Source organism: Paenibacillus sp. FJAT-27812, from assembly GCF_001273905.1.
Taxonomy (GTDB): domain Bacteria; phylum Bacillota; class Bacilli; order Paenibacillales; family Paenibacillaceae; genus Pristimantibacillus.
Window position 1 is genome coordinate 2,070,298 of sequence record NZ_LIGH01000001.1, and the last position, 19,230, is coordinate 2,089,527.

At 46.3% G+C, this 19,230-nt stretch carries 16 protein-coding genes; 8 read left to right on the forward strand and 8 right to left on the reverse strand.

What is annotated here, in order from left to right; all coding sequences use genetic code 11:
• Positions 1-496: 496 nt before the first annotated feature.
• Complete coding sequence (locus ADU23_RS08885) at positions 497-1,570, reverse strand: HD-GYP domain-containing protein (RefSeq protein WP_053373405.1); 1,074 nt, start codon at positions 1,568-1,570, stop codon at positions 497-499.
• A 104-nt stretch (positions 1,571-1,674) separates the two neighbouring features.
• On the reverse strand, positions 1,675-4,158 hold the full coding sequence (gene gyrA / locus ADU23_RS08890) for a DNA gyrase subunit A (RefSeq protein WP_053373406.1): 2,484 nt from the start codon (positions 4,156-4,158) through the stop codon (positions 1,675-1,677).
• A 287-nt stretch (positions 4,159-4,445) separates the two neighbouring features.
• On the opposite strand from gyrA, the gene ADU23_RS08895 reads away from it, so the two are divergent.
• Positions 4,446-5,219, forward strand: a complete 774-nt coding sequence (locus tag ADU23_RS08895; RefSeq protein ID WP_082311041.1) for a YheC/YheD family protein — start codon at positions 4,446-4,448, stop codon at positions 5,217-5,219.
• 29 nt (positions 5,220-5,248) lie between these two features.
• Here the strand turns inward: ADU23_RS08895 and gyrB are convergent, their stop codons facing one another.
• From gyrB to dnaA, 6 genes are all read right to left on the reverse strand, one after another.
• Positions 5,249-7,159 carry a DNA topoisomerase (ATP-hydrolyzing) subunit B gene (gene gyrB, locus ADU23_RS08900; RefSeq protein ID WP_053373407.1) on the reverse strand — a complete coding sequence of 637 codons (1,911 nt, stop codon included), beginning with the start codon at positions 7,157-7,159 and terminating at the stop codon, positions 5,249-5,251.
• A 46-nt stretch (positions 7,160-7,205) separates the two neighbouring features.
• Entirely contained in the window at positions 7,206-7,457 is a 252-nt protein-coding gene (gene remB / locus ADU23_RS08905) for an extracellular matrix regulator RemB (protein WP_012772007.1), read from the reverse strand.
• Between the two features lie 30 nt (positions 7,458-7,487).
• Positions 7,488-8,597, reverse strand: a complete 1,110-nt coding sequence (gene recF, locus ADU23_RS08910) for a DNA replication/repair protein RecF (protein ID WP_053373408.1) — start codon at positions 8,595-8,597, stop codon at positions 7,488-7,490.
• A gap of 28 nt (positions 8,598-8,625) precedes the next feature.
• A complete protein-coding gene (yaaA, locus tag ADU23_RS08915; protein WP_053373409.1) occupies positions 8,626-8,841 on the reverse strand; it encodes a S4 domain-containing protein YaaA in 216 nt (71 codons plus the stop codon).
• A 37-nt stretch (positions 8,842-8,878) separates the two neighbouring features.
• A complete protein-coding gene (dnaN, locus tag ADU23_RS08920) occupies positions 8,879-10,021 on the reverse strand; it encodes a DNA polymerase III subunit beta (protein ID WP_053373410.1) in 1,143 nt (380 codons plus the stop codon).
• A 229-nt stretch (positions 10,022-10,250) separates the two neighbouring features.
• Positions 10,251-11,606, reverse strand: a complete 1,356-nt coding sequence (gene dnaA, locus ADU23_RS08925; protein ID WP_053373411.1) for a chromosomal replication initiator protein DnaA — start codon at positions 11,604-11,606, stop codon at positions 10,251-10,253.
• Positions 11,607-12,249: 643 nt separating this feature from the next.
• Between dnaA and rpmH the strand changes: the two genes are divergently transcribed.
• The 7 genes from rpmH to rsmG all read left to right on the forward strand — a co-directional run bounded on the left by rpmH (position 12,250) and on the right by rsmG (position 18,771).
• Positions 12,250-12,384 carry a 50S ribosomal protein L34 gene (gene rpmH / locus ADU23_RS32035; protein WP_054025773.1) on the forward strand — a complete coding sequence of 45 codons (135 nt, stop codon included), beginning with the start codon at positions 12,250-12,252 and terminating at the stop codon, positions 12,382-12,384.
• A 127-nt stretch (positions 12,385-12,511) separates the two neighbouring features.
• Positions 12,512-12,892 carry a ribonuclease P protein component gene (gene rnpA, locus ADU23_RS08930; RefSeq protein WP_053373412.1) on the forward strand — a complete coding sequence of 127 codons (381 nt, stop codon included), beginning with the start codon at positions 12,512-12,514 and terminating at the stop codon, positions 12,890-12,892.
• Positions 12,893-13,134: 242 nt separating this feature from the next.
• A complete protein-coding gene (locus ADU23_RS08935) occupies positions 13,135-13,917 on the forward strand; it encodes a YidC/Oxa1 family membrane protein insertase (protein ID WP_053373413.1) in 783 nt (260 codons plus the stop codon).
• Entirely contained in the window at positions 13,914-14,537 is a 624-nt protein-coding gene (gene jag, locus ADU23_RS08940; protein ID WP_053373414.1) for an RNA-binding cell elongation regulator Jag/EloR, read from the forward strand. The genes ADU23_RS08935 and jag overlap by 4 nt, the downstream gene beginning before the upstream one ends.
• A gap of 96 nt (positions 14,538-14,633) precedes the next feature.
• Positions 14,634-16,013, forward strand: a complete 1,380-nt coding sequence (gene mnmE / locus ADU23_RS08945) for a tRNA uridine-5-carboxymethylaminomethyl(34) synthesis GTPase MnmE (RefSeq protein ID WP_053373415.1) — start codon at positions 14,634-14,636, stop codon at positions 16,011-16,013.
• A 144-nt stretch (positions 16,014-16,157) separates the two neighbouring features.
• Positions 16,158-18,047 carry a tRNA uridine-5-carboxymethylaminomethyl(34) synthesis enzyme MnmG gene (mnmG, locus tag ADU23_RS08950; RefSeq protein ID WP_053373416.1) on the forward strand — a complete coding sequence of 630 codons (1,890 nt, stop codon included), beginning with the start codon at positions 16,158-16,160 and terminating at the stop codon, positions 18,045-18,047.
• 1 nt (position 18,048) lies between these two features.
• Positions 18,049-18,771 (forward strand): 16S rRNA (guanine(527)-N(7))-methyltransferase RsmG, encoded by a 723-nt coding sequence (gene rsmG / locus ADU23_RS08955; protein WP_053373417.1) that lies wholly within the window; start codon positions 18,049-18,051, stop codon positions 18,769-18,771.
• The last annotated feature ends 459 nt before the right edge of the window (positions 18,772-19,230 follow it).

The following is a 19,230-nucleotide window of genomic DNA, read 5'->3' on the forward strand; positions in this document are numbered from 1 at the left end:
TCCCGAAGGACAAGATCCGCTCGACTTGCATGTATTAGGCACGCCGCCAGCGTTCGTCCTGAGCCAGGATCAAACTCTCCAAATTGGTGTTTGAAATGCTCATTACTTTTCATCGCTTTTTCTTACGATTCGTTAGAATCATAAGGGCAGTCATTACTCGTTGTTCAGTTTTCAAAGAACAATCTTTTCTTTCGTGTCGGCCGTTTGTCTCGTTGGCGACTTAGATAATATATCACAGGCGCCTATACCAATGCAAGTATTATTTTCATATTTAGTGAAAAAATTTTCACTTTAGCATTTTAGCCCTTGTAGCGCCTATATTTACCCTCATATATAGCTCAACATTATTCATACTCACGCTGCTTCGGAGCTGCATTCTTCTATAAAGGGAATTACTCTCTGCAATATAAAACAGCAAGCGCGGTTCACACTGTTAGAGATAATTGAGCTTCTCTACAGTGATCCTGTGCTTGCTGCCATTCTCAGAAAGGGTGATCTATCTGAGCACTTCTTTTATATGTAGATGTCGCTCGACGATAAGGTTTACGATTGTTCCGTCCATGGACACCCATGGCCGTGTTGGATGATTGCGATCCGAGAATACAATCTCGCCAATCCGTTCATCGCTGAGCCTTACGATCGTTCCATTATGGAACTGAGTCGCCTTCTCTACAAAGGTTCGAACGTAACTAGGATCCAGCTTGCCAAATGCATCGCTTTGAATTTGCTCCAAAACAAGATAAGGAGATGCTGCCTTCCTATACGCCTTATTCAAAGTCATCGCGTGAAAAATATCGGCGATCGCTACAATTTTGGCATACGGATGGATTTTTGTCGCATCAATGCCAAGCGGATAACCGGTTCCGTCTACCTTCTCGTGATGCTGCAGCGCAGCCATCTTCACGCCTTCATTAAGTGCAGGTACGTTTTTAAGCAATTGATAACCAAGAACCGTATGACGCATCATTTCTTCTTTCTCTTCCGCCGATAACGGATTCGGCTTCGTCAAAATCGATCTGTCGATCTTTACATTGCCGATATCGTGCAATAAACCTGCAAATGCTACTTGCATCCAATCCTTTTGAGGAAAGCCGGTCCATTGTGCAATCAGGTAGGAAGTTAGAGCAGAAGTAATGCTATTATGAAGCAAATAATCCTTCTCCATAAAATGACGCGGCACAAATGTCAGCAAGTTATAGCTTTTAATATGCTCCAGCATCTTTTCGAGCTGCTTGCGGATATCCATAACAGGCATCGCTTGACCCGCTACAAAAGAGTTAAATACTTGACGCAGCACATTGACCATTTTGTCATACTCTTCATGAAGAAGAGTTCCGACAAAAACGGGCGCTGCCTCTTGTTCAGCATCCTCATCATCATCTTCTCGAGTTTTGCCCGATGCTTGGTTCGATTCGATTTCAACACTTGTGATAAGGAATGCTTGCAGTATGTCTATTTCTTTGGCTGTAACGATCTTCCCCTTATGAAATAGAGTACCGCCAAGCGGGGTGAGGACATCTTCAATAATTTTGTCGCCTAGCTTAAGATGTGATAACGTTACCGCTGCCACGAGAGTCCTCTCCCTCTGTGCTTGAATAGTATGCCTGTACCTTATATTAGCAACGAAACGCATGCTGAGCCGCATTGCTGCGGCATCAGCTGCGTTCGCCGAATTTACTCTATTGACGTTTCGCCGCCTTCTTGCTCTTCGTTCTCATCGGACACTTCATTTTCTTCGCTGCGAGCAACACGGGTAACGGTCGCTACCGTATCATCCTCACGCGTATTAATGAGTTTTACACCTTGTGTATTCCGGCCCATTGTCGATATGCCTTCCATACTGGTGCGGATCATCGTTCCGGATGCCGTCATAATCATAAGGTCTTCATCGTTCTCAACGACCTTAAGCGATACGATTGGTCCATTCTTATCCGTTACGTTAAGTGTCTTAATCCCTTTACCGCCACGGTTCTGAATCCGGTAATCGGCCACTGGTGTCCGTTTGCCGTAACCTTTGGAGGTAACGATAAGAATATCCTTATCCGGTACGATGACGTCCATATCAATTACGGTATCGTCGTCATCAAGCGCGATACCTTTTACGCCGGTAGCGGAACGTCCCATCGAACGAACATCCTGCTCGGAGTAACGGATGGACATCCCTTGCGCCGTACCCATAATGATCTCCTGGTTGCCGTCAGTCAGCTTCACGCCGATCAAGTCATCGTCCTCACGGAGCGAGATCGCGATTAGTCCGACTTTCCGAATGTTGACATAGTCATCAAGCGGAGTCTTCTTCACAACCCCTTGTCTTGTAGCAAAGAACAAGAAGTGCTCCGAATCAAACTCTTGAACCGGGATTACCGCATTGATCGTCTCACCTTGTTCGATTTGAATGAGGTTGATGATCGGCGTTCCGCGAGCAGTCCGGTTAAGATCGGGAATCTCATAGGCTTTCAGCTTGTACACTTTACCTTTGTTCGTGAAGAACAATAAGTAGTGATGCGTATTGGATACAAATAGATGCTCGACAAAATCGTCATCCTTTGTGCCCATGCCGACTACGCCTTTACCACCGCGCTTCTGGCTGCGGTATGTGCCGACCGGCAAACGCTTGATGTAGCCCGTATGCGTAATGGAGATGATGACATCCTCACGTGGAATGAGATCCTCATCGAGAATTTCTTCATCACTCGCCATTAGCTCCGTACGGCGCTCATCGCCGAAACGCTCTTTCAATTCATTAAGCTCAGTGCTGATAATATCAAGCACAAGCTGCTCATCGGCTAGAATCGCCTTATATTCAGCAATTTTACGCATAAGCTCTGCGTATTCTGCTTCGATTTTGTCTCTTTCCAACCCAGTCAAACGCTGCAAGCGCATATCCAAAATCGCTTGTGCTTGCTCATGGCTGAGCGAGAACCTTGTAATCAACCCTTCACGTGCTTGATCAGCCGTTTGGGAACCGCGAATTAATGCGATTACCTCGTCCAAATGGTCAAGCGCGATGCGCAGGCCTTCGAGAATATGTGCACGAGCTTCAGCCTTCTTCAGCTCAAATTCCGTGCGGCGACGAATAACCTCGATTTGATGCTGCAAATAATGATAGAGCATGTCGCGAATGTTAAGCGTCTTAGGCTCACCATTTACGAGCGCCAGCATATTGATACCAAAGTTGGATTGCAGCTGCGTATGCTTGTATAAGTTATTAAGCACGATGCTTGGGTTTACATCTCGGCGAAGCTCTATGACAACACGCATACCGTTGCGGTCAGATTCATCGCGCAAATCGGTTATGCCTTCGATTTTCTTCTCGCGAACAAGCTCAGCTATTTTTTCAACCAAACGAGCCTTGATGACTTGATAAGGCAATTCATGCACAATAATGCGCGCTTTGCCGTTATTCTCCTCAATAGTTGCCCGTGCCCGCATCGTTACTGACCCGCGGCCTGTCAAATAGGCTTGTCGAATTCCCTGGCGGCCCATTACAAAACCGGCTGTAGGGAAATCAGGGCCTTTAATATATTCCATCAGCTCGACCGGCGTAATATCAGGGTTAACAATTAGAGCCTGAACCCCGTCAATTACCTCGTTCAAGTTATGAGGTGGAATATTGGTAGCCATACCAACGGCAATCCCCGTAACCCCGTTTACGAGCAGGTTCGGATACCTTGCCGGCAATACTACCGGTTCTGATTCTTCACCATCATAGTTGGGTGCAAAATCAATCGTGTCCTTATTGATGTCACGAAGCAGTTCCATTGCGATTTTCGAAAGCCGGGCTTCCGTATAACGCATGGCTGCTGCAAAGTCACCATCGATAGAACCGAAGTTACCGTGTCCATCAACGAGCATATAACGCATGGAGAAATCCTGCGCCATCCGTACCATCGATTCATATACCGCGGAATCACCATGCGGATGGTACTTACCGATTACTTCTCCCACGATTCTCGCGGACTTCTTATGCGGCTTGTCCGGCGACATGCCTAGCTCAGACATCGCAAACAAAATGCGTCGATGCACAGGCTTTAGACCATCCCTAACATCGGGAAGAGCACGGCTTACAATGATACTCATTGCGTAATCCATAAAGGAATCACGCATTTCCGTACCAATATCCCGATCTCTTATAGATATACGTTGTTCTTCCGCCATGATTTACCTCCCTGACGCTATCTATAGCTACTCTTAAATCAACATAACCCTTATATTACTTTCTCAAAAAGCGAGCATATAAACCTTTTTTGCTCATGCTTTTGGAATTCCCGCAAAACTTGTTTCATTTGGCGTCAAAAATAGGTGAATTACCGCTCTCCATATACGTAAAACCGCCATAAAATAAACAGACCCAACTTTCATTATACCATTCAATTCTAAGTCTGTCTCCTGCATCATTTGAAATCCATTACAGCTAAAGAAGCACTGGGAGAGGAGAAAAATCGTTGAGCATTCAACGCGTTACGAGTAAATGGGCTAAATCAAAAATTATGCTCAGATCGGATTATTTGCGCCAATATATGCCTCCAGCGAAGCTGTTCACTCGCGAGAGCCTGCATTCGATGCTAAGCGAATATGGCATGGTCTACGTCAAGCCGGTTAGCGGGACAAAAGGCAATGGTGTCATACGCGTGGAAAGAACAAACACTCCTGCTCTAGGCTATCGCTACCAGCTGGGTAAAAAAGTCATGTTCTCCCCCACGTTTGGGCATCTTTATCTTCGGCTCGTTAGGCAAAAGAAGAACCGTAAATATCTGGTTCAAAAAGGGATACATCTGCTCAAGCATCAAAGGCGCCGCTTCGATATACGCGTCATGGTCCAAAAAAACTTGCGCAATGATTGGGAAGTGACCGGCATCATCGGACGACTTGCCCATCCCGGAAAAATCGTAACCAATTACCATAGCGGCGGTACGCCGATGGCACTTGAGAGGCTTATGGCCGAGCATGCTTCTCCCTCTGAGCTTGAAGCTTTTAACAACCGGTTAAGAAAATTAAGCATTACAGTTGCGAACAATCTGCAAGAGGCCTATCCGAACCTTAAAGAGCTGGGGGTAGATATCGCTATCGACACGAAGCTGCATCCTTGGATTTTGGAAGTCAATACATGTCCTGATCTTTATATTTTCCGGAAACTGCCCGACCAAAGCGTGTTTCAAAAAGTATACCGCTATGCTGTAGCGTATGGCCGCGTAAAAAAAAGAAGCAGACGTCCGTAATGGGCGCCTGCTTCTTGCAGTTGATGTCGTTAAAAGTCTAGATTTGTTACGTATCTAGCGTATTTTTGAATGAAATCACGACGAGGCTCAACATTATCTCCCATGAGCGTATCGAATACAACGTCGGCTTCAATCGCATCTTCGATCGTTACCTGCAGCATCGTACGGCTTTCCGGGTCCATCGTTGTCTCCCATAGCTGAGTCGCATTCATCTCTCCAAGTCCTTTATAGCGCTGAACGTTTACTTTAACGCCTTCGCCGAACTCTGCAATGATTCTATCGCGTTCCTTTTCGGTCTGCGCATAGCGGATTACTTTATTGCGCTCGATTTTAAATAGCGGCGGCTGTGCGATATAAATATAGCCTGCATCAATAATTTGGCGCATGTAGCGATAGAAGAACGTCAGCATAAGCGTACGGATATGCGCGCCATCGACGTCGGCATCGGTCATAATAATGATTTTGTGGTAACGCGCTTTCGAGAGATCAAAGTCATCGCTAATGCCGGTACCGAGCGCCGTTATGATCGCCCGAATCTCCGCATTGCCAAGAATCCGATCAAGACGCGCTTTCTCTACGTTCAAAATCTTACCGCGCAGTGGCAAAATCGCCTGGAAATGGCGATCGCGGCCTTGCTTCGCGGAACCGCCGGCAGAGTCACCCTCTACGATGTAAAGCTCACTGATCGATGCGTCCTTGGAGGAGCAATCGGCAAGCTTACCTGGCAGAGATCCGACTTCAAGCGCGCTTTTGCGACGAGTCAGCTCACGCGCTTTGCGCGCAGCCTCACGGGCACGTGCAGCCTGCAAGCCTTTTTCTACAATTTTGCGCGAAACCGCCGGATTTTCCTCAAGGAACTCCTGCAGCTTCTCGGCGAAAAAGGATTCTACGATCCCGCGGACTTCACTGTTGCCAAGCTTTGTTTTCGTTTGTCCCTCGAACTGCGGCTCAGGAATTTTGACAGAAATAATCGCCGTCAAGCCTTCGCGCACATCATCCCCGGAGAAGTTGGAATCGTTGTCCTTGATAAGGTTCGTTTTGCGGGCATAGTCGTTAATGATCCGCGTCAGAGCGCTCTTAAAGCCAGATTCATGCGTTCCGCCCTCATGGGTATTGATATTGTTAGCAAACGAATAAATGTTCTCGGTATAGCTGTCGTTATATTGCAAAGCGACCTCAACATGAATATGGTCCTTCGATCCTTCAACGTAGATCGGCAGCTCATGAAGCGGTTCGCGCGTTCGGTTCAAATATTTAACGAACTCGATAATGCCGCCTTCGTACATAAACGTATTCGACACACCTGTACGTTCATCGGAAAGTACGATCTCGATGCCTTTATTCAAAAACGCCAGCTCGCGAATACGCGATTGCAGCGTCTCATAGTCGTATACTGTCGTTTCTGTGAAAATCTCGCTGTCCGGCGTAAACGTAACCTGCGTTCCAGTCTCCGATGTTTCGCCAACAATTTTGATGTCATATTGCGGAGCACCCTTGCGGTACTCTTGCTGATAGATGTTGCCATCGCGTTTTACTTGAACAATGACGAGCTCGGACAATGCGTTTACGACCGATACGCCGACCCCGTGCAAGCCGCCGGAAACTTTATAGCCTTCTCCGCCGAACTTACCACCCGCATGCAAAACAGTCATAACGACTTCTAGCGTCGATTTTTTCAGCTTTGCATTCTCGCCTACGGGAATACCGCGTCCATTATCAATAACGGTTACGCTGTTATTCTCATGCACGATAACTTCGATTCTCGAGCAATAACCGGCCAAAGCCTCGTCAATACTGTTATCGACAACCTCCCATACGAGATGGTGAAGACCTTTTCCACTAGTGGAGCCAATATACATCCCCGGACGTTTGCGTACTGCCTCTAATCCTTCCAGAACCTGTATCTGACTCTCGTCATACGTATGCTGCTCCAAAGACATGCAACTTCACTGCTCCTCTCAACTGCTCTTCCTGATCGCCTTCGCTCTAGCCGTTTGCCGCAAAATGATGGGCTCGCTTCTTCAGCGTAGAGGATGAAATAGGCGAATAATATATTTTCTGCTTCGTTACAACGATCGATTTTGGCTCTTCCTCGCCTATCGTCTCAACGTCCTTACGCTTACGTGCTCCCGCAACGAATTGCTTGGATAGTTTAGAGGACTGCTCGATAGAAATATCAAAAATGGCCACCAGCTCCGCAGCCCGAATTATTTTCTCGCCGCCCAAATGGATGTACATGCCCTCTTTCTCACCTCTCCTGCTCGCAATTTAACGTGTCACTCGGCCGTCATGCACATGGTAGATGCCGGCGTCTTGAAGCCTGCTCACATTCACGCTTTCAAGGCCGGTCGTTGTAATAAAGGTTTGTACTTTGCTTTGAAATGTCTCAATAAGCTGGGTTTGACGATTCTGATCAAGCTCCGACAGCACATCGTCAAGCAGCAAAAGCGGGTATTCGCCGATTTCCTCGTTAATGAGCTCTATTTCTGCCAATTTTAAAGATAGGGCCGTCGTTCGCTGCTGCCCTTGCGAGCCGAATATTTGCGCTTCCTTGCCGTTTATAAAAAACGCCAAATCATCGCGATGCGGTCCAACAAGCGTAACGCCTCTGCGAATCTCCTGATCTCTCACCTGTGTTAACTTTATCATAAATTGATCAAATAAAACAGTTTCATCTTGCTGAGCATCCGTGTCAAATGAAGGGCGGTACTCAATTGTGAGCTGCTCTGCACCGTTCGTTATGCCTGCATGAATTTGTTCCGCGAACGTTTGTAATTTATGTATGAAGTGTTTCCTTTTTTTCATGATTTTAACACCATGCTCCGCCAGCTGCATATTCCACACATCCAGCATCGTCTGATTTGCCCCGCCGGGATAGGCTGCCTTCAAAAAGTTGTTGCGCTGCTGCAGCACTTTTCCATACTGCTGGAGCGTATACAAATAGCCGGGCTGTACTTGTCCGATTTCCATATCGAGAAACCGTCTTCGTATACCCGGCGTGCCTTTTACAATTTCGAGATCCTCTGGCGCGAACATGACGACATTGACCGAACCGATGAAGTCACTGAGCTTGCGCTGCTCTAGTCCGTTTATTTTCGCTTTCTTTCCTTGTGCGGAAAATAGCAGGTCCAGCTTCATCGATCCATACTTCTTATCTACCTCGCCTGCGATCCGAGCGGAATCGGCCTGCCAGCCAATAAGCTCCTTATCCTTCGAAGTGCGATGCGACTTGGTCAGCGCAAGCACGAATATCGCTTCGAGCAGATTGGTTTTGCCCTGGGCGTTAGGCCCAAGAAATACGTTGACCTTATTTGGCGTTTGCAGGTCGAGCTCACTATAGTTCCGATAATTTTGCAGCTGTATGCTCGTTAAAAACAATGTTTTGACCTCCCGGTCCGTTGGTGCGTTACGCTTTACCTACTGTAAATGCGCCGCAGCCTTCAACCTCTACTTTATCCCCAGCATACAATTTTCTGCCTCGGCGATTATCCGGTTCCCCGTTGATAACGACTGTGTTTTCCTGAAGGAAAAACTTCGCATGACCGCCGGTTGAAATGCAATCCGATAGCTTCAAAAACTGGCCGAGCGTTATATATTCTGTCTTAATGCCGATTTCTTTCATCGAAATAGGTCATTCCTTTCTTCGCTTGGATGCTTCGTTAGCCTGTCGTTCTGTAAGGCAAAATGACGTACATGCTGTACGCATGATCCATAGGACGAATAATAATCGGGCTCATAGCGCCTGTAAAGCCGATGAACAGCTGCTCGCTGTCAATAACCTTAAGCACATCTAGCATATATTTGGAGTTGAACGCGATTCTAAGCGGTTCTCCGTTAAATTCCTTCGCTTCAAGCTGTTCGGTAACACGGCCGAGCTCCGTTGAGCTGGATGAAATTTCGATGGTTCCGTCCTCAAGCGTCATAAGGCGAACGATATTCGTTTTTTCCTCACGTGACATCAGGTAGGCACGGTCTATCGCATCCATCACATTTTTTGTATCAAGGACAAGTTCTGTTTTGAACGTTTGCGGAATAATCTTAGAAGTATCGGGATAGGTTCCGTCAAGAATACGCGTATAGAACAACACGTTTCCAAGCTTAAATAGAACTTGGTTGTCTGCTACAACGATGTCGACAAGCGCATTTTGCTCAGGAACAAGCTTCGACAGCTCGATAAGCGTTTTGGCTGAAATAACGACATTGCTGAATTTGAATTGTGAATCCGTGTCGACTTGTGCGGTGCGGCTTGCCAGACGATGGCGGTCGGTTGCGACAAATTTCAGCTCGCCTTCAAGCAAGTTCCATAATACACCTGTCAAAATTGGCGTTTGTTCGCTTGCCGAAGCTGCGAGAACGGTTTGCCGAATCATCGCTTTTAATAAATCGCCAGGCATTTGAAGCACTTCATTTTGTTCAATAGACGGCAGAACCGGAAATTCCTCAGGATCAAGGCCCACCATTTGGATTTCAGTTGAACCGGAGCGAATGATCGTTTGGTAAGTATTGCTCACTTCGATAACGACTTGCTCGGAAGGAAGCTTTTTTACGATTTCCACAAAAAACTTTGCTGGCAAAACGACACTTCCGGGTTTATCCACATGTGCAATAACGAATTGATCTCTCTCCACAGGGATAAAGCTCTGAATCGATATATCGGTATCGCTTGCGGTAAGTGTTACCCCAAGATGAGTGACTTCGATTTTGATACCGCCAAGGATCGGTATGGCAGGGCGGGAGGATGCAGCCTTCGCTACTTGCTGGATAGCATCGTTAAGTTCATTTTTCGAGATTGTTAATTTCATGGTTTCACTCCTAGCGTTCTTATAAATTCATCCAAGTATGAGTTCGCACGAACGAATATTTTTTTGGTTCTAAAGGCGATAGCCGTTTACGCTTGTTTGATGATGTTTTTTTAAAGATTTTTAGTAGTCGTAGTAGTAGGGGCCCTGAATATGTGGATAACCCCGTGGAAGACCGATAAAGCAAGCCTATCCACATGTGCATAGCGTGTGCATAGGCTTGCTTAGTTGTTCACATATGATTTTTGATTTTTTCGGTCAGATTTTGAATGATTTTGTACAGGTCCTGATCGATCTTGAGCTGCTGCGTAATTTTCTCATGGGCATGGATGACGGTCGTATGGTCACGGCCTCCGAATGCCTCACCGATCTTAGGCAGCGAGAAGTCAGTCAGCTCCCGCGATAAATACATAGCGATTTGCCGCGGATAGGCTACGGCCTTCGTCCGTTTCCGCGCTTTGAACTCCTCAAGCCGCAGTCCGTAGAACTCCCCGACTTTTGTCTGAATATCATGCATCGTAATCATTCTAGGCCGGCTGGAGGGAATGATATCCTTGAGCGCTTCGGCCGCCAAATGCGACGTAATGTCAGCGTTTATTAAGGAGGAATAGGCGACTACCCTAATAAGGGCGCCTTCCAATTCACGAATGTTCGTATCGATTTGATTGGCGATATAGATCATCGCTTCGTTCGGAATATCTAAATTTTCGGCCCGAGCTTTCTTACGCAAAATAGCGATCCGCGTCTCCAGGTCCGGCGGCTGAATGTCCGTAATAAGTCCCCATTCAAAGCGGGAGCGGAGCCGCTCTTCCAGCGTCGGAATTTCCTTAGGCGGACGGTCACTTGAGATGACGATTTGCTTTCGTTCCTCGTGCAGCGCATTAAAGGTGTGGAAAAATTCCTCCTGCGTCTGCTCTTTTCCGGCTAGAAACTGAATATCATCAATGAGCAGAACGTCGATATTACGGTACTTCGTACGGAAGCTCTCACCGCGGTTATCGCGAATGGCGTTGATAAATTCGTTCGTAAATTTCTCGGACGAAATATATAGAACCCTTGTATTCGGGTTGTGATCCATGATGTAGTGGCCGATTGCGTGCATCAAGTGGGTTTTTCCCAGCCCGACGCCCCCATACAAAAACAATGGATTATAAGCTTTGGCCGGCGCTTCCGCAACAGCGAGCGATGCAGCATGCGCAAAACGGTTGTTGGCTCCGATTACGAATGTATCAAACGTATATTTCGGGTTAAGCATATGAGTTGGCGTTGCTTCTTCGTTCATGACAGGGGAATTCACCGTTCTCGGCGGGAACATATAAGCGGGCTCCGCACCCTTCGGCTCTTCAATAGAGAAGCGAACATCTACCTGTCTGCCCAAAAACTCGAACAGTGTCGTTCTGATTAACTTCGTATAACGGCCCTCCAGCCATTCGGCCGCAAATGTTGTCGGCGCTGTTACTTCAAGCATGGAATCATCGACAAAAGAAGCCTTCGTCGCTTTGAACCAGGTGTCAAAGCTCGGCTTGCTTAATTTAGTCTGGATGATCGACAACACTTGCTGCCATAAATCATAGGTATGGCTGTCCACAGACTGTCACTCCTTATCCAATCGCCACGAATGGCGCAGTTACAAGAAAAAATGTCGAAAATCAGGGTATTATAACGAAAGCATCCACATTATACAGAAGAATTTGCGAATGAGTTATAAATAGGGGATGAGTTTGTTCACAATGTTATCCACAGGCTGTTGATAAAACTGAGGCAATATTGAGCTAATCCACAGTGAAAACATAATTATCATAGCAAAAGATGCCTTATATTTCAACGAATTCGCATATTTTATCCACATTCTCAACTGCTTGTGCATAAAAGTTATCTACACCACTACATATTGTTTATATCTTGTTAAGATTTCGACAAAGTTCGGTTTGGGTGCCTGTGGATTGTGCACATGTTATTAGTTTTTGATAAATGGGGGCGTTTCATGCGTTTATCCACAGAGCGCAGTTCTGAATTTTTTATCAACAACAGGGGGCGAAGAGGAGGTCATTGACTTTTGACAGCCAACGTGGTTTAATAAAAAAAGCGTTTTTTTAAATATAAGGCTCTGTAAGTCGTATACTTATGAAGCTGCTTATATTTCACCGCGAAACGATGCTGCTCCGTCAATTTTAGGCGGCGAGAGCCGTTTACGCTTGATTGGAAACACGCAGTATAGGAGGTGCAGAACGATGAGACCTACATTTAGACCTAATGTAAGCAAACGCGCGAAAGTGCATGGATTCCGCAAACGGATGAGCACGAAGAACGGACGTAAAGTTTTGGCAGCGCGTCGTCAAAGAGGAAGAAAAGTACTGAGCGCATAAGCAGAAGACCACGTCCGGTGGTCTTTTTTTTTTGCTTATGATGTTGAGGAGTAGGGTGCAGGCTGCTTAGCCTGCTTACTTGCTGGCGATACTTAGAAGATCTACGAGAGAACGGTGGCCATCAGTCGTGCATAGAAAATTGCGTCTTCGCAACCGTGAAGACTTTAGCCGAATTTATCGAGGCGGCAAATCGTTTGCGAATGGGCAATTCGTCGTCTATTGGTCAAAGCAGCCAACGGCGGAACCTTTTCGCTTGGGTGTGTCTGCTAGCAAAAAGATAGGCAATGCGGTTGTACGCAATCGCATGCGCCGAATGATAAAGGAAATCGTGCGTCATCAAGCGAACCGGATCGTCCCCAAAACCGACTTCATCCTAATAGTAAGAAAGCCAGCTACGGAAATGAAGATGAAGGAAATGGAGAAGAGCGTACTTCATGTATTGAAGAAAGCCGGATTGCTGAAGAGCGCAAGCAACGCGAGCAGCACGAAAGTGAAGCAGGCAGATTAACTTATTTCTGCAGGCTTGCTTTGCGTACCCAAAATACGCTTTGCGGCATGAGTGAAGAAAGCGGATGCATGGACAGTCTCGTTGTTTCTTTGTCCCATAAATTATGGTATAGTCTAGAATGAAAATATAAGACTGTATAAGTTATACAATGCCTATATTTTGTCACGAAACAAATGCTTTGCCGCAAGGGTACGGTCATAGCCGTTACCGCTTGATGTAATGGCTCTCAGAGAGGAGTTTTAATGTTGTTGTTTTGGACTAAAAACAAGAAATGGATTTTAGTGCTTGGCCTTGTTCTGCTAATGGGTGTGCTGGCGGGATGCGGCGCTCCAACAACCCAGACGACGGAGACCGCCGATTTATTGAAGGGGAACTTCTGGGAGAAAAATGTCGTCTACTATTTTGCCTTGACGCTTGATACGTTCGCAGGCTGGTTTGGCGAATCCTACGGACTTGCTATATTGCTCCTTACGATTATTGTAAGAACGTTGATTTTACCTTTAACGCTGAAGCAATATCGCAGCTCGAAAGCGATGCAAGCATTGCAGCCTCAAATGGCTGAAATTAAGAAGAAACACAAGGATAACCCGCAAAAGCAGCAAGAAGAAACGATGAAGCTGTTCCAGACGCACAAGGTTAATCCGATGGCGGGCTGTTTGCCGCTGATAGTTCAGATGCCTATCTTTATCGCGCTGTACAATTCCATCTACAAAAACCCGGATATCCGTGAGCATACTTTCTTGTGGCTGCAGCTCGGGGAGAAGGATCCGTATTACATACTTCCTATCCTTGCTGCCGCGACGACTTTCATTCAGTCCAAGATGATGCAGAAGCAACAAACACAAACGATGCCTGGCATGGGCATGATGCTGGCGATTTTCCCAGTGCTTATTTTTGTAATGGCACTTTCATTCCCAGCGGCTCTTCCTCTTTACTGGGTTTACAGTAACGTTTACACGATTGTTCAAAACTACTTCCTGTACGTTCGTTCATCTGACAAGGGTAAGGAGGCCCCTGCGAAATGAAGAAAATCGTTGCATCAGGAAAGACGATAGAGGATGCTGTACGTAACGGTTTATCACAATTGCAAGTAACTGAAGACCGCGTTAAACAAGTTGTGCTTGAACAGCCCACTAAAGGTTTTTTTGGATTGTTTGGCGCAAAGGAAGCGAAAGTCGAGCTTGAGCTTATTCCCGATCCTATGCTGGAAGCGGAGCAATTTCTCCGTGAAGTAGCTGGTACGATGGGGCTGCAAGTAAACATCGATCGAAAGCAAACAAGAGAAGGTACCCACCTTGCCGTATCTGGCAGCGGAGACCTTGGTATGCTGATTGGACGTCGCGGACAAACGTTGGATGCATTACAGTACTTGGTTAATATTGTGGCTAATCGTTACTCTGACAGTCATTTGCGTATCGTGCTTGATGCAGAGGATTTTCGGGAGCGCCGCCGCAAAACGTTAGCGGATTTATCCGATCGTTTAGCAGGACGTGTTATTCGCACCAGGAAGGAAGTTGTTCTGGAGCCGATGTCGCCGCATGAGCGGAAGGTTATCCATTCGCAGTTGCAAAACCACCCTAAGGTGAAGACGTTCAGTAAAGGCGACGAGCCGAACCGGCGAGTCGTCATTGCACTCAGACAGTAAGAAGCAAAACCAAATTGTATAAGAAACTATACGCTATCCACAGCAATGGCTCATAATGGTCATTGCTGTTTTTCCATTTGAGAGGTGCTGACAGCAATGGTACACGATACGATAGCAGCCATTTCGACAGCGGTCGGAGAAGGCGGCATCGCCATTATAAGAGTAAGCGGACCGGAAGCAATTGCCGGAATCGCATCTGTTTTTCGTTCGAAAATAAGTTTAAATGATGCAGAAACACATACGCTGCATTACGGACATATCATTGATCCTGTAACGGGTGAAGAGGTAGAAGAGGTGCTGGTTACGCTTATGCGGGGACCTCGTTCTTTTACCGCGGAGGATGTTGTTGAGATAAATGCACATGGCGGTGTCATTGCCGTCAAAAAGGTGCTTGACGTCGTTTTGCAGCTGAACGGCTACCGGACGGCGGAGCCAGGTGAATTTACAAAGCGTGCGTTCCTGAATGGCCGGATCGACTTGATGCAGGCAGAGGCTGTTATTGATTTGATTCGATCCAAATCGGATCGTGCTTTTTCCGTTGCCAGGAAGCAGTCGGAAGGTGTCCTGTCTAAGCGGATTAAAGCTTTAAGGCAGACGGTTATTGAGCTGCTTGCCCATATCGAAGTGAATATTGATTATCCCGAGCATGACGTAGAGGAAATGACGAGCTCGTTTATTCGTGACCAATGCGATTCTGCTATTGATGAAATAGATCGACTGTTAAAAACAGCGAATGAAGGCAAAATATTAAGAGAAGGCATTGTGACAGCTATTGTGGGAAGGCCAAACGTCGGAAAGTCCTCTCTAATGAATGTGCTGACGCAAGAGAATAAAGCGATCGTTACGGATATTCCGGGAACGACCCGTGATGTTATTGAGCAATTTGTCGCATTGAACGGTATACCGCTGCGCCTGCTCGATACCGCCGGCATTAGGGAAACGAATGATGTAGTCGAGCGTATAGGTGTAGAGCGTTCGCGAAGCGCACTGGAAGAAGCGGATCTCATTTTGTTCGTGCTCAATAATAATGAACCGCTGCAGCCGGAAGATCGTGAGCTGCTGCTGCAAATGAAGGATCGACCTGTCATTGCGATCATCAATAAGACTGACTTGCCGCATCAATTAGAAATTGAGGTGGTGGAGGAGTCGATTCCTGCCGATTCAATCGTAAGGATGTCGGTTCTTGAGGAAGATGGCCTCGATCGACTAGAGAAGACGATAAGCGAAATGTTTTTTGAGGGACAGCTTGAGTCTGGCGATTTGACATATGTCAGCAACGTACGACATATTGCGTTATTGAAGCGGGCAAAACAATCGCTGGTCGATGCTATCGAAGCATCGGATGCCGGAATCCCCATTGATCTCATTCAGATCGATGCGCGTTCAGCGTGGGAATCGCTTGGCGAAATACTCGGCGATGAAGCCGGCGATTCGTTGATTGACCAAATATTCTCGCAGTTTTGCTTAGGGAAATAGATGGAAGTAGGCTATTTCGGCAAATCTGGATTATGCTTATAGAGCAGCTTTATGAATTTAGAAGCGGTGACCGTGCTGCATGGGAGCTTAGCTTATGCTTACGAAGTAGGTTTCTTTCAGAAACCTTTAGGAGGGTAAAAGACAATGAGATATATAGCTGGTGAATATGACGTTATCGTCATTGGAGCAGGCCATGCGGGCTGTGAGGCTGCACTTGCTGCGGCACGAATGGGCTGTGAGACGCTGCTGCTTACAATAAATTTGGACATGGTTGCTTTTATGCCATGTAATCCATCGATCGGCGGGCCTGCAAAAGGGCATGTTGTGCGTGAAATCGATGCACTTGGCGGAGAAATGGGACGTAACATCGATAAAACCTTTATCCAAATGAGAATGCTCAACACGGGTAAAGGGCCGGCGGTGCATGCGCTGCGTGCGCAGGCCGACAAATTTGACTATCAGCATCTAATGAAGAAAACAATTGAGGAAACGCCTCATTTGACGCTTCGCCAAGGAATGGCGGAGGAGCTTATTGTTGAAGATGGCAAATGTTTAGGCATCGTAACCAAAACGGGTGCGGAGTATCGTGCGCGTACAACGGTTGTTACAACAGGCACGTATTTGCGCGGTAAAATTATTATGGGCGAGCTGATGTATGAGAGCGGTCCTAACAATCAACAGCCATCGGTCCGCTTATCCGCAAGCTTGAAGGAGAATGGCCTGGAGCTTGTTCGATTCAAAACGGGTACGCCTCCGCGCGTCCATAAAGATACAATTGATTTCTCCAAAACAGAAATTCAGCCAGGCGATGACAAGCCGAAATTTTTCTCCCATGAAACAGAATCTTCTACGAATGAACAGCTTCCTTGCTGGTTGACGTATACATCTGAAGCAACGCACAAAATTATTAACGACAACCTTCATCGTGCTCCAATGTTCTCAGGTGCAATTGAGGGAACAGGTCCACGTTACTGCCCATCTATTGAGGATAAAATCGTTCGTTTTGCAGATAAGCCTAAACATCAGATTTTCCTTGAGCCTGAAGGCAAAAATACTTCCGAGTATTATGTACAGGGGCTGTCGACGAGTATGCCTGAGGACGTGCAGCTTGGCATTTTACGATCAATACCAGGTTTGGAAAAAGTTGAGATGATGCGAAACGGTTACGCGATTGAGTACGATGCTGTGGTGCCTACACAGCTGTGGCCATCGTTGGAGACAAAAGTGATCGATAGCTTATTCACAGCGGGACAAATTAACGGAACCTCCGGTTATGAGGAAGCGGCGGGCCAAGGTGTTATGGCCGGCATTAATGCAGCTCGTAAAGTGCAAGGCAAAGAACCGATTATCATCGGACGTTCTGAAGGGTATATCGGCGTTATGATCGATGATCTCGTTACGAAAGGCACAAATGATCCTTATCGCTTGCTTACTTCGAGAGCAGAATATCGTTTGCTGCTTCGTCATGACAATGCGGATTTGCGTTTGACGCCAACAGGTTATGAGATCGGTCTAATATCGGAAGAGCGTTACAATAAGTTTTTGCGCAAAAAAGAATTGGTTGAAATCGACATCGAACGTTTGCGCGGAACAAAAGTGAAACCTGATCAAGTAAATGCCATGCTGACAGCTGCGGGCACTGCGCCTATGGAGCATGGAACAGATGCTTTGTCGCTGCTTCGCCGACCTGAGGTTACGTATGCGATGCTTGAAACGGTTGTTCCTTCCGTACCGGAAATGTCGGAGGAGATGAAAGAACAGGTCGAAATTCAAATCAAGTATGCAGGTTATATCGAGAAGCAGCTTGTACAGGTTGAGCGTTTGAACAAAATGGAGAAAAAACGGATTCCGGATGATATCGATTATGCCGACGTGCGCAGCCTTGCTTCGGAAGCGAAGCAAAAGCTGAGCGTTATTCGTCCGCTTTCCATTGGGCAGGCTTCCCGGATTGCGGGAGTAACGCCGGCTGACATTTCGATTCTTCTTGTTTACTTGGAGCATTATAACCGTGTAACGGCAGCGAGAGGTTCATAATATGGATGAAACATTAAAATGGTTTACGAAACGGATGGAGGAGAGCGGAATTCCGCTCTCGCCGGTTCAGCTTGACCAGTTCGAGCTATATTATCGATTGCTTGTCGAGTGGAACGAAAAGATGAACCTGACTGGCATAACGGAAAGAGACGCTGTGTACGAAAAACATTTTTACGACTCCGTATCGCTTTCCTTCTATACCGATATGAGCGGCGTACGCAAGCTAGCTGATATTGGATCAGGAGCGGGTTTTCCGAGCATTCCTTTGAAAATCTGTTTTCCTCACTTAAAGGTCATGATTGTGGACTCTTTAAACAAAAGAATTCAGTTTCTTACTCATCTCAAAGAGCAGCTTGGTTTGGATCAAGTGCTTTGCTTGCATGGCCGAGCAGAAGATATTGCTCAAATGCCGGAGCATCGTGACAGCTACGATTTGGTAACGGCAAGAGCAGTTGCTCGATTAAATGTGCTAAACGAATTTTGTTTGCCTTTCGTAAGAAGGGGTGGCTTGTTCGCTGCGATGAAGGGATCTCAATCCGACGATGAGGTAAGGGAAGCAGCTTTTAGTTTGAAAGAGCTAAAGTCCAAAATTAAATCACAGCATCAATTGTCACTTCCAAATGAGCAATCCGAGCGGCATATCGTGTTGATTGAGAAGCTGGAGGGCACTCCTCGGAAATATCCAAGAAAAGCGGGCACTCCACTTAAACAACCGCTGATTTAAAATACTTAAATTGTTCCACGTGAAACAATAGATTAAACACATACATCACAAACTATTTATCGCCATATTTATACAACAATTATTTGTTCATAAGAAGTGTCAAGCAGGAGATCGTTCAATCATAGTCGAATTATAAGGTAAGATGAAGAGACAGGATGATCCGTTAGTAAAATGAGAGCGATTGAGGCTGTCACAGGGCAGCTCATTCCTCGTCATGCGGGTGAATATAAGCATCGTATAAGGGTTATATGCTATACCTGATTATATTTAAAATGATGCCTCTCCTATCATTACCGAATGAATATTGTTATGGATGTTCGCCGTGCAGTTGACGATTATTACCTGAGATAGGTTCTAGTGACCGAAAATAATCCAATTGGCAATGAACCAATCTTACTGCTGAAGCGTATTTATTGCAAAAACCTTGTAATTGCTTTTTAATAGAATAATAGCATGTTT